The 12,864-nt window shown below is 37.2% G+C and carries 6 protein-coding genes and 2 rRNA genes (1 of these 8 cut by a window edge); 6 read left to right on the top strand and 2 right to left on the bottom strand.

All coding sequences use genetic code 11. The features are described from left to right. Positions 1–352 precede the first annotated feature (352 nt). The 6 genes from WHA43_RS11680 to WHA43_RS11655 all read left to right on the top strand — a co-directional run bounded on the left by WHA43_RS11680 (position 353) and on the right by WHA43_RS11655 (position 10,594). On the top strand, positions 353–1,348 hold the full coding sequence (locus WHA43_RS11680; protein ID WP_105044915.1) for an outer membrane beta-barrel protein: 996 nt from the start codon (positions 353–355) through the stop codon (positions 1,346–1,348). A 42-nt stretch (positions 1,349–1,390) separates the two neighbouring features. Next, the gene (locus tag WHA43_RS11675; RefSeq protein ID WP_105044914.1) at positions 1,391–2,701 is read left to right on the top strand and encodes an ammonium transporter; all 1,311 of its coding nucleotides are present in this window, start codon (positions 1,391–1,393) and stop codon (positions 2,699–2,701) included. A gap of 109 nt (positions 2,702–2,810) precedes the next feature. Beyond that, positions 2,811–3,149 (top strand): P-II family nitrogen regulator, encoded by a 339-nt coding sequence (locus tag WHA43_RS11670; protein ID WP_105044913.1) that lies wholly within the window; start codon positions 2,811–2,813, stop codon positions 3,147–3,149. Positions 3,150–3,157: 8 nt separating this feature from the next. Then, positions 3,158–4,399: an ammonium transporter gene (locus WHA43_RS11665; RefSeq protein ID WP_105044912.1), complete on the top strand. Its 1,242-nt coding sequence runs from the start codon at positions 3,158–3,160 to the stop codon at positions 4,397–4,399. 215 nt (positions 4,400–4,614) lie between these two features. Continuing rightward, positions 4,615–9,126: a glutamate synthase large subunit gene (gene gltB, locus WHA43_RS11660; protein WP_105044911.1), complete on the top strand. Its 4,512-nt coding sequence runs from the start codon at positions 4,615–4,617 to the stop codon at positions 9,124–9,126. 4 nt (positions 9,127–9,130) lie between these two features. After that, positions 9,131–10,594: a glutamate synthase subunit beta gene (locus tag WHA43_RS11655; protein ID WP_105044910.1), complete on the top strand. Its 1,464-nt coding sequence runs from the start codon at positions 9,131–9,133 to the stop codon at positions 10,592–10,594. A gap of 108 nt (positions 10,595–10,702) precedes the next feature. Here the strand turns inward: WHA43_RS11655 and rrf are convergent. Continuing rightward, a 5S ribosomal RNA gene (gene rrf, locus WHA43_RS11650) occupies positions 10,703–10,812 on the bottom strand. A gap of 202 nt (positions 10,813–11,014) precedes the next feature. Continuing rightward, positions 11,015–12,864: ribosomal RNA gene (locus tag WHA43_RS11645) — 23S ribosomal RNA — on the bottom strand; it runs 1,031 nt beyond the window's last position.

Raw genomic sequence — 12,864 nt, 5'->3', positions numbered from 1 at the left:
CCCTTTTGCTTCTTGGATTTCAACAAAATCAAAATCAACAAAAACACAAATAAACTCCCATTTTATTGAATTATTCACAAGTAAAAGATTCTAATTATTGCATTATTTTTTAGAAACCCCTCATTTTTATGAATATCTTAAAATAATATACTGATTTTTTACAAACATCCTATTTTTTACCCTTTGGTAATAAAAAAATACATTTATCTTAATTTAACCCCTATTTTTTTGAGGGGTAGTTTTAAATTTACAACGTTTTCGAAAATTACCCCCCTTGTTTTTTAGGATTTACTATATATCTTTGACCCGTTCAAATAATTAAATCAATTAAAAACTAAAAAGAACAATCATTATGAAGAAAATTATTTTTACTTTATTATTAACAGGAAGTTTAATAGTAACTGGACAAGAAAAAGACGACAAAGGAACATTTACATTGAGTGGTAGTGTGGATGTATATCACACAAGTAATTTAAAAAGTGGTTCACCAGGATCTGTAGGAGTACTTTATGGAGGAAGTGGTGCTGCCAACGGATTTGGATTGGGTATGGTGAATACCATTTTTGCTTATGAAAAAGGGAAAGCTGGAGTAGTCGCTGATTTAGCTTACGGACCAAGAGCTGTAGCTGCTAACATGTATGAAGGAGCTATCAACCAATTGTACGCATACTACAAAGCTTCAGACAAAGTAACCTTAACATTGGGTCAGTTCAATACCTTTTTAGGATTTGAAGTAATTTCTCCAACAGGAAATTATCATTATTCGGTATCGTATTTATTCAATGCAGGGCCTTTCTCTCACACAGGTTTAAAAGTAAATTATGCAGCTACTGAAGATTTATCATTCTTATTTGCATTGACAAATCCACATGGATTGACATCAGGTGCTAACCCAGGCAACGACTACCAATTAGGTTTCCAAACTGGTTACAAAGGGCAATACTTTAACTTAGCTTACGGAGCTGACGGATTTGGATTTACAGATGTATTGTATTTAGACTATACAGGAGGATTTGATTTGTCAGAAACTTTCTATGCAGGAATCAATGCAGCCTATTCAAAATCTAAAGATGCTGATGCAGGTTACCAAGGTTTTGCATTGTATTTACAAAACACATTTTCTGATACATTCTCTTTAGGATTTAGACCAGAGTTCTTTACAAGAACTTCAGGAGCTGGCGACACTAACGTATCTGCTTTCACATTGTCTGCAAACCTTTCTTTAACAGAGAGTTTAAAAATCATACCTGAGGTAAGAATTGATTCATCAAAAGACATGATCATTCCAGGTTTCCCAGGTGACAAAACAATGACGGGAGCTACATTGGCTGCAGTGTATTCTTTCTAAAAAATAGTACCAAAAAACAAACACTAACTAAAAATTTACACAATGAGTTTATTATTATCAATGATTCAAGAAACAACTGCAACAGTGGATATTGCTGCTGAGGTTGAGAAAATAAACGGAGACATGGGAATGCTTTGGATGCTTTTAGCAGGTATATTAGTATTCTTTATGCAAGCAGGATTCTTCTTAGTAGAATCTGGAATGACAGATTCGAAAAATGCAGTTAATATTGCTATGAAAAACTTCTTAGACATTGCTGTAGGATCTTTAGCGTTTTGGTTTGTAGGATACTCTTTAATGTACGGTTCTGATGCTTTTATGGGAGTTTTCCATTGGAGTGGATTTACCTTCTCTCAAGGAGCAGCAGATTTATTTTTCCAAACGGTATTTGCTGCAACAGCTGCAACCATCGTTTCTGGTGCCATTGCAGGTAGAACTAAATATACTACCTACGCTATTTTTAGTATTGTAGTAACTGCTATCATTTATCCAATAGCTGGTGGATGGGAATGGAATGGCGGATGGTTAAACAATACTGATGGTATCATGCCAGCAGAATTCATTGACTTCGCAGGATCATCAATTGTTCACTCTGTAGGTGGCTGGGCTGCATTGGTTGCTGCTTGGATGGTAGGTCCAAGAATTGGTAAATACTTAGATGGCAAACCTGTAGAAATGCACGGACACAACCAAATGTATGCAACTTTAGGGGTATTTATCCTTTGGTTAGGATGGTTTGGATTCAATGGTGGATCACAATTAGCTTGGGGTGGTGATGATGCAGTTGCTGCTTCACAAGTAGTATTGGTTACCAATTTAGCTGCATCTGCAGGAGCAATTGCTGCTTTAGTATTTACTTGGATTAAAAATGGAAAGCCAAACTTAGGAATGACCTTAAATGGTGCTTTAGCAGGTTTGGTAAGTATCACTGCAGGTTGTGGAAACATGACAGAAAGTGGATCTGTTTTAGCAGGTTTGATTGGTGGAATCTTGGTTGTATTGTCAATAGGTTTTATTGAAAAAACCTTAAAAATTGATGATGCTGTAGGTGCTATCTCTGTTCATGGAGTTGCAGGTGCTTGGGGTACTTTAGCAATAGGACTTTGGGGAGTTGATGGAGACAAAGGAATTGGAATTTTTAATGGTGGTGGCGCTGCACAATTAGGAGCGCAAGCTATCGGAGTTGTTGCCTATGCTGTTTGGGCGATTGTATTATCATTTGTGTTCTTATACATTATCAAAGTCATTTTTGGCGGATTGAGAGTAACAGAAGAAGAAGAAATACAAGGTTTAGATATTTCAGAACACGGGTCAATTGCGTATCCAGGAAAAAGAGTTAGAGAAATTGAATAGAAATTAGTTTCGTTATTATTTTTATGCAAATCACATGGCTTTCATTGCCATGTGATTTTTGATGAAAAAATAATTTGACAACATCGTTTAAAATTAATTAATAGTAAAAATGAAGAAAATTGAAGCAATTATTAGAAAATCAAAGTATCGTGAGGTAAAAGAAGCATTGCACGAAGTAGGTGTAAATTTTTTCTCTTATTGGGATGTTACTGGTTTGGGCAATGAGAAAGAAGGACACGTTTACAGAGGGGTAAGCTATAGTACGAGCGATATTCAAAGACGTTATTTATCAATTGTTGTAAATGACGATTTTGAAGAAGTTACCATCAAAGCAATCATACAATCTGGAGCAACTGGTGAGGTTGGTGATGGAAAAATTTTTGTGAGCGATATTAAAGAAGCCTATAGAATAAGAACTGGCGAAAAAGGAGGACAAACTTTAAACTAAAAAAATCAATGGAATTACTTACAACAAATAACGTATGGATGATGATCTGTACAGCACTCGTTTTCTTTATGCACCTTGGATTTGCATTTTTAGAAATTGGATTAACAAGACAGAAAAACACCATCAATATTTTATTCAAAAATATTTTTATCATCACAATTGGACTGCTATTGTATTGTATAGTAGGCTTCAATTTAATGTACCCTGGATTCGCAGAGGGTTCTTCAGGAATTTTTGGATTTTCAGGATTTGGTCTTTCAGCACCACTGACAGAAGCTGGAGCGTTAGATTTAACTTACAACAGCGGCTATACTTATTGGACAGATTTCTTATTTCAAGGAATGTTTGCAGCCACTGCTGCAACTATTGTATCTGGTGCTGTAGCTGAAAGAATGAAGATACTTCCTTTTTTAATTTTCACGATCTTTTATGTAGGATTGGTTTACCCAATTGCAGGTTCTTGGAAATGGGGTGGTGGATTTTTACAACAATTAGAAACTCCTTTTTATGACTTTGCAGGCTCTACCTTAGTACATTCTGTTGGTGGTTGGGCTGCTGTAGTTGCGGTTTGTTTATTAGGAGCAAGAATCGGAAAATTCAAAAACGGGAAAATTCAAGCTATTCCTGGTCACAACATTCCATTAGCAACAGCAGGTGTATTGATTTTATGGTTAGGTTGGTTTGGGTTTAATGGTGGATCAGTACTTTCTGCTGACCCAGGGTTAACATCGCTAACTTTAGTAACAACCTGTTTGGCTGCTGCTGCAGGTGGAGTGGTAGCTTCGTTAGTTTCAACCATTTTATATAAAAATTTAGATTTAACTATGTTTTTGAATGGTATTCTTGGAGGATTGGTAGGAATCACAGCTGGTGCAGATCAAATGTCTCCTACAGATGCCATCATTATTGGAGCTATTGCAGGAACCATTATTGTATTTGCTGTTAGTTTGATTGACAAATTGAAACTTGATGACCCTGTTGGTGCCATTGCAGTTCACTTAGTTTGCGGAATTTGGGGAACCTTAGCAGTAGGCCTTTTTGGTAATTTAGCCGGTGTTGATCAGTTCATCAGTCAATTAATTGGGGTTGGATCTTACGCAGTGTTTTGCATAACAACTTCATTTATCATCATATTTACCCTAAAGAAAACAATGGGTATAAGAGTTAGTGAAAAAGAAGAATTAGAAGGGTTAGATGCTCATGAACACGGAATGGATGCGTATCCAGACTTCCGTTTGAACGAACATTAAACCAACATCTTACCATTTTTAAACATCCTTAAAAGTATTTTTTAAGGATGTTTCCTTGTTTTTGTGAATTTGATAATTAAAGGCAATTAAAATATAAATTATACATTTTTAATAGTATAATTTTATTTTCATTGTAAAAGTTATATCAAAGAATCTAAAAGACTACATTTTATTTAATTAAATATATATTTTTGTGCAAATAATTTAATAAATAAATGGAGAAACAAGGCTTATATTCACCTGAATTTGAACACGAAAATTGCGGTGCAGGATTCATTTGTAACCTTAATGGAGATCGAACTAATCAAATCATTCATGATGCTTTAGAAATTCTTGTTAAACTTGAACATAGAGGTGGCGTTAGTGCAGATGGAAAAACAGGAGATGGTGCTGGATTATTAATCGATATTCCGCATGATTATTTTAAACGCGTTTGTAATTTTCCCATTCCAAATCCGAGAGAATATGCAGTAGGAATGGTATTTTTACCTAAAATTCCAAATCAACATAGCTTTTGTAAAAGTGTTTTTGAAAACGAAATCAAAGCACAAGGTCTCACTATTTTAGGTTGGAGAAAAGTTCCAGTTGATTCCTCACAATTAGGTGAAATCGCCTTAGCCTCAGAGCCAATTATAGAACAAATTTTTGTTGCAAAAACTGCTGATATTTCTGAAGCTATTTTCAAAGCAAAATTGTATGCAGCAAGAAAAATTGCTGAACATACCATCATCAATTCTAAAATTTCGGAAAGTCATTATTTTTATATCCCAAGTTTTTCTATTACAACTATCATATATAAAGGGATCATCATGCCCGAAGATATTGGCCCGTATTATTTAGACCTTCAAGAAAAAGATTTGGTAACAAGGCTTGCGTTGGTTCATCAGCGTTTTTCTACCAATACCATGCCTACTTGGGAGTTGGCGCAACCTTTCCGTTTGCTTTGTCAAAACGGAGAAATCAACACCTTAAAAGGAAATGTAAGTAGAATGCGTGTGCGCGAAGAAATCATGAAAAGTGAGGTTTTTGGAGCTCAAATTGAAAAATTATTTCCAATTATTTTACCAGGAAAATCAGATTCAGCTTCTATGGATATGGTGGTTGAATTACTGACTCACACAGGACGTTCTTTACCAGAAATCATGATGATGATGATTCCTGAAGCTTGGGAAAAACATCAAACCATGTCTCCAGAAAAAAAAGCATTTTATGAATACAATGCCTGTATCATGGAACCTTGGGACGGTCCTGCATCAGTACCTTTTACAGACGGAGATTACGTAGGCGCACTATTAGATAGAAATGGTTTACGACCCTCAAGATATACTGTTACTAAAAGTGGAAAACTCATCATGTCCTCAGAAATTGGTGTGGTAGATATTGAACCATCAGACATTTTAAAACATGGGCGTTTAGAGCCAGGAAAAATGTTTTTGGTGGATATGAATGAAGGAAGAATTATTGAAGATGAAGAAATTAAAAACAAAATTGTTACTGAAAGACCTTATAAAGAATGGTTAGATAAAACTCGTTTGCATTTGCGTGATGTACCTTACACCAATGAAACTTGCCCAATAGAAACCATTGATATCAAAACCAGACAACGTTTATTCAATTATACATTTGAAGATATTCAAGAGGTAATTACACCTATGGCTCAAAAAGGAAATGAAGCTTTAGGTTCTATGGGAACAGATACTCCTTTGGCGGTATTGTCTGACAGACCTCAATTGATTTACAATTATTTCAAACAGTTATTTGCACAGGTAACAAATCCTCCTTTGGATGGAATTCGTGAACAAATTGTAACCGATATTAGTTTGAATTTAGGAAAAGATCGTAATATTTTTAGCATTACACAAAGACAATGTAGAAAATTACGCATTCAAAATCCGGTAATTTCCAATGCCGATTTAGAAAAAATACGCACCATTCAAATTGAAAGTTTCAAAGCAGAAACGATTCAAATGTTGTATCCAAAAGCAGAAGGATTGAATGGTTTAGAGGATGCATTAGACAACATCATCACTCAAGTTGAAAAAGCTTTAGAACGAAAAACAAACATCATCATTCTTTCTGATAGAGGAGTTTGCCAAGAATTCGCGCCAATTCCAGCTTTATTAGCGTGTTCTTATGTAAATCATCAACTGAATCGTTTGAGAAAACGTTCGTATTTTGATATCATTATTGAGTCTGCTGAACCACGTGAACCACATCATTTTGCTACCTTATTTGGCTATGGCGCAAGTGCCATCAACCCTTATATGGTGAATGAAATCATCAGAATGCAAGTGACAGAAGGATTTATCACAGGTATTGATGAACAAAAAGCAGTTGATAATTTCAATAAAGCAATTGGAAAAGGAATTCTGAAAATCATGAATAAAATCGGAATTTCAACATTGCATTCTTACAGAGGTTCTCAAATTTTTGAAATTGTAGGATTCAACTCACAATTTGTTGAAAAATACTTTCCTTATACCACATCAAGAATTGAAGGAATTGGCTTGTATGAAATTGAAAAAGAAATTCACGAACGCTACAAACAAGCGTATCCAAACAATACAATTGATAAAAAATTAGGATTAAATATTGGAGGTGATTACAGATGGAGACGAAATGGCGAGCGTCATTTATTCAATCCAACCACCATTTCTAAATTACAACAAGCTGTAAGATTGAGTGATCAAGCAAGTTATGATGTCTATGCGAAAGCCATCAACGAGCAAGCAGAAAACTTAATGACTATAAGAGGTTTATTTGAATTCACCAATTTAGATCCTATTTCAATAGATGAAGTAGAACCTTGGACAGAAATTGTAAAACGTTTCAAAACAGGAGCCATGTCTTATGGATCTATTTCCAAAGAAGCACATGAAAATTTAGCCATTGCCATGAACAGAATTGGTGGAAAATCCAACTCTGGTGAAGGTGGAGAACACAGAGAACGATTTCAAAAAGATGCGAATGGAGATAGTAGAAATTCTGCCATCAAACAAGTAGCTTCTGGGCGTTTTGGTGTGACTTCACATTATTTAGCAAATGCTAGAGAAATTCAGATAAAAATGGCTCAAGGTGCAAAACCTGGTGAAGGAGGACAATTGCCTGGAGAAAAAGTATTACCATGGATTGCAAAAGCACGAAATTCAACTCCTTTTGTAGGATTGATTTCTCCTCCTCCACACCATGATATTTATTCTATTGAAGATTTAGCACAGCTTATTTTCGATTTAAAAAATGCCAATCGTGAAGCAAGAATCAATGTAAAATTGGTTTCTGAAGTTGGGGTTGGAACCATTGCTGCTGGTGTTGCCAAAGCAAAAGCAGATGTCGTTTTGATTTCTGGTTATGATGGTGGTACAGGAGCTTCTCCTCTAACTTCTTTAAAACATGCAGGCTTGCCTTGGGAACTTGGATTGGCAGAAGCACAACAAACTTTAGTGTTGAATAATTTAAGAAGTAGAATTGTTGTAGAATGTGATGGACAATTAAAAACGGGACGTGATGTTGCCATTGCTGCATTATTAGGTGCAGAAGAGTTTGGTTTTGCAACTGCTCCTTTGGTTGCTTCAGGCTGTATCATGATGCGAAAATGTCATCTCAATACTTGTCCAGTTGGAATTGCCACTCAAGATAAAGAATTGCGTAAAAATTTCAAAGGAACTCCAGAGCATGTCATCAATTTCTTCTATTATATTGCTGAAGAATTGCGTGGAATTATGGCGCAATTAGGCTTTAGAACTCTAGAAGAAATGGTGGGACAAACGCATAAAATCAATGCCAATAAAGCCATTAAACACTATAAAGCAAAAGGACTGGATTTGTCGAGTATTTTACACAGGCCTTCTTCATACAGAACAAGAATTGTAAGAAATACAGAACAACAAAACCATAATTTAGACAATGTATTGGATTTTACCATTCTAAAAGATTCTCACAGAGCATTGTATAGAAAAGAAAAAACAGAATTGTCTTACCCAATTAAAAACATCAATCGTGCAGTTGGAGCTATTGTAAGTAATGAAATCTCTAAAATTTACGGTTATCAAGGATTGCCAGAAGACACCTTAAATGTTCATTTTACTGGTTCTGCAGGTCAAAGTTTTGGGGCTTTTAGTGCATTCGGATTGACATTTACTCTTGAAGGAAATACCAATGATTACCTTGGCAAAGGATTATCAGGAGCCAAGTTAATTATTAAAAAACCAGCAACTGCCGATTTTGTTGCAGAAGAAAATATCATCGTCGGAAACGTATGTTTATTTGGAGCAGTAAATGGCCAAGCGTATATTAATGGAATTGCAGGCGAACGTTTTGCAGTTAGAAACTCTGGTGCAATTGCAGTTGTAGAAGGAGTTGGAGATCATTGCTGCGAATACATGACTGGCGGAAAAGTAGTCGTTTTAGGAAAAACAGGCAGAAATTTTGCTGCAGGAATGAGTGGAGGAATTGCCTATGTATTTGATCCTGAAAATAAATTTGTAAACGGACTTTGTAATACAGAAAGTATCGAGTTTGAAACAATTTCAGCAGAAGATGAAAACGATTTAAAAATGTTGATTCACAAACACTATGGATATACCAATAGTCAAAGAGCCAAATATCTTTTGGACAATTGGAACGAAAACATTTCTAAATTCGTAAAAGTAATGCCAACAGAGTATAAAAAAGCTTTGAAACGATTGGAAACAGAAGAAGAACTATTTGAAGAATTAACAATAGCATAATGTCATGGGAAAAGTAACCGGATTTAAGGAATTTGAAAGACAAGATGAAGCCAACTTTCCAGTTGAAGAACGCATCAAACATTATAAAGAATTTACCATACCACTAGCTGAAGAGCAAATAAAAAAGCAAGGCTCTCGTTGTATGGACTGTGGCATCCCGTTTTGTCATAGTGGTTGTCCATTAGGAAATTTAATTCCAGATTTCAATCATATGGTACATCAGGGTGAATGGCAAAAAGCCTCATGGATATTACATTCTACCAATAATTTTCCGGAATTTACAGGAAGATTATGCCCTGCACCTTGCGAAAAATCGTGTGTCTTGGGATTGATTGAAGATCCAGTTTCTATCGAGAATATTGAAAAAAATATCGTAGAGCAAGCTTTTAAAGAAGGATGGATCAAACCACAGCAACCTAAAACTAGAACAGGTAAAACAATTGCAGTTATTGGTTCAGGGCCTGCAGGATTAGCAGCAGCCCAACAATTGAATAGAGCTGGACATTTAGTCACTGTTTTTGAAAGAGATGATGAAGTGGGCGGATTGTTACGCTATGGAATTCCGAATTTTAAAATGGAAAAAGAAATCATTGACAGACGTATTGAAATTTTAAAATTAGAGGGCATTGTTTTTAAAACAAATGTAAATGTAGGTGTAAACTATAATATTAAAGAATTAAAATCCTTTGATGCTATTGTGTTGTGTGGAGGTGCCACTGAAAGACGTAGTTTACCAACACCTGGAATTGATGCGGATGGAGTTGTACAAGCTATGGATTTTTTAACACAACAAACCAAAGTTTTGTTTGGTAAAAAAGTAGAAAATCAAATTTTAGCAACAGATAAACATGTAATTGTAATTGGTGGTGGAGATACAGGATCAGATTGTATTGGAACATCGAATAGACAAGGAGCAAAGTCTGTAGTAAATTTTGAGATTATGCCAAAACCACCTGGACATCGTTCACCAACAACTCCTTGGCCATTTTGGCCATTACAATTAAAAACATCATCATCACACGAAGAAGGTGTTGAACGTAATTGGCTCATCAATACTAAAGAATTTATTAAAGATAAAAACAATAAACTTACCGCATTAAAAACGGTGAATGTAGAGTGGAAAATGGTACCTGGAGAACGTCCACAATTAATAGAGATTGAAGGAACTGAAAAAATATGGCCATGCGATTTAGCTTTATTAGCCTTAGGATTCACAGGACCAGAAAAAACATTGGCTGAAAAATTAGGAATTGAATTCGATAGCAGATCTAATTACAAAGCTGATTATGGTAAATACCAAACCAATATTCCGAATATATTTACAGCAGGTGACATGAGAAGAGGCCAATCATTGATTGTTTGGGCAATCTCAGAAGGAAGAGAAGCTGCAAGACAAGTAGACATTTTTTTAATGGGTAAATCTGAATTACCATCGAAAGATATTGCTGGAGATTTAGTAGCCATGTAGTTTACATTAAAATAAAAAGGCTGTCTAAATTGACAGCCTTTTTTTTTATTAAAAATTATATAAAACCAAAAAACCTCATATCGATTGATATGAGGTTTTAAGATTTAAGAAAGGCAGCGACCTACTCTCCCACAATAATGCAGTACCATCGGCGCAATTGGGCTTAACTTCTCTGTTCGGGATGGGAAGAGGTGAGCCCCAATGCTATAACCACCCTAAGTTGTTAGTTATGAGTTTTGAGTTTTAAATTTTGAGTTGTTTGACAACGTATTTTTTAACACTCATAACTTATAACGCTCCACGTTAGTGGAGTAATAAGTTAACATATGGTAAAACAATACAATAAGAATTCTAGATAGCTACTCAAACAAGTTGAGCATTTAAAAAAAAGAGTTTCTCCCGAGCCGAAGCTCGGGAAGCGTACATAAGTCTATGGGTTATTAGTACTACTTGGCTATGACATTACTGCCTTTACACCTATAGCCTATCAACGTGGTCATCTCCCACGACCCTTTAAAGAAATCTCATCTTGTGGTGGGTTTCGCGCTTATATGCTTTCAGCGCTTATCCCTTCCCGACGTAGCTACTCTGCAATGCTCCTGGCGGAACAACAGATACACTAGAGGTCAGTCCAACTCGGTCCTCTCGTACTAGAGTCAGATCCACTCAAATTTCTAACGCCCGCTACAGATAGAGACCGAACTGTCTCACGACGTTCTGAACCCAGCTCGCGTGCCACTTTAATGGGCGAACAGCCCAACCCTTGGGACCTTCTCCAGCCCCAGGATGTGACGAGCCGACATCGAGGTGCCAAACCCCCCCGTCGATATGAGCTCTTGGGGGAGATCAGCCTGTTATCCCCGGCGTACCTTTTATCCTTTGAGCGATGGCCCTTCCATGCGGAACCACCGGATCACTATGCTCTTGTTTCCAACCTGATCGACCTGTATGTCTCTCAGTCAAGCACCCTTATGCCATTGCACTCTACGCACGGTTACCAAGCGTGCTGAGGGTACCTTTAGAAGCCTCCGTTACTCTTTTGGAGGCGACCACCCCAGTCAAACTACCCACCAAGCACTGTCCTCATCTCTGAGTTAGAATCTAGATAAGCAAAGGGTGGTATTTCAAGGATGACTCCACAACTCCTAGCGAAGCCGCTTCGTAGTCTCCCACCTATCCTACACATTACTTATCCAAACCCAATACTAAGCTATAGTAAAGGTGCACGGGGTCTTTTCGTCCCGTAGCGGGTAATCGGCATCTTCACCGATACTACAATTTCACCGAGCTCATGGCTGAGACAGTGTCCAGATCGTTACACCATTCGTGCAGGTCGGAACTTACCCGACAAGGAATTTCGCTACCTTAGGACCGTTATAGTTACGGCCGCCGTTTACTGGGGCTTCATTTCAGACCTTCGCTTACGCTAAGCCCTCCACTTAACCTTCCAGCACCGGGCAGGTGTCAGGCCATATACATCATCTTTCAATTTAGCATAGCCCTGTGTTTTTGATAAACAGTCGCCTGGACCTTTTCACTGCGGCCCCGATTGCTCGGGGCGACCCTTCTCCCGAAGTTACGGGTCTATTTTGCCTAGTTCCTTAGCCATGAATCTCTCGAGCACCTTAGAATTCTCATCCCAACTACCTGTGTCGGTTTACGGTACGGGTTCTTATAATCTGAAGCTTAGAGGTTTTTCTTGGAAGCTTTTAGGCACACTATCCATTTGTCCGAAGACTCATGGTACTATCAGACTTTAGCTAGTTCTGCGGATTTGCCTACAAAACTAATACCTACATCCTTCAACGAACTATTCCGTCAGTTCGCGGTGCTTTCAATACTCCGTCACCCCATCGCAATTATAAGAAGTACAGGAATATTAACCTGTTGTCCATCGACTACTCCTTTCGGATTCGCCTTAGGCCCCGACTAACCCTCAGCTGATTAGCATCGCTGAGGAAACCTTAGTCTTTCGGTGTGCGGGTTTCTCGCCCGCATTATCGTTACTTATGCCTACATTTTCTTTTGTAACCACTCCAGCATGTCTTACAACACACCTTCTACGCAGGTTACAATGCTCCCCTACCTCCCGACTTGACGTCGGGACCATAGCTTCGGTAATATACTTATGCCCGATTATTATCCATGCTCGATCGCTCGACTAGTGAGCTGTTACGCACTCTTTAAATGAATGGCTGCTTCCAAGCCAACATCCTAGCTGTCTGTGCAATCGAACCTCGTTAGTTCAACTTAGTATATATTTGGGGACC

The sequence above is a fragment of the Polaribacter gangjinensis genome (genome assembly GCF_038024125.1).
Taxonomy (GTDB): domain Bacteria; phylum Bacteroidota; class Bacteroidia; order Flavobacteriales; family Flavobacteriaceae; genus Polaribacter; species Polaribacter gangjinensis.
Note: the sequence above shows the minus strand (reverse complement) of the source record. Positions and strands in the feature narration are given on the sequence as shown.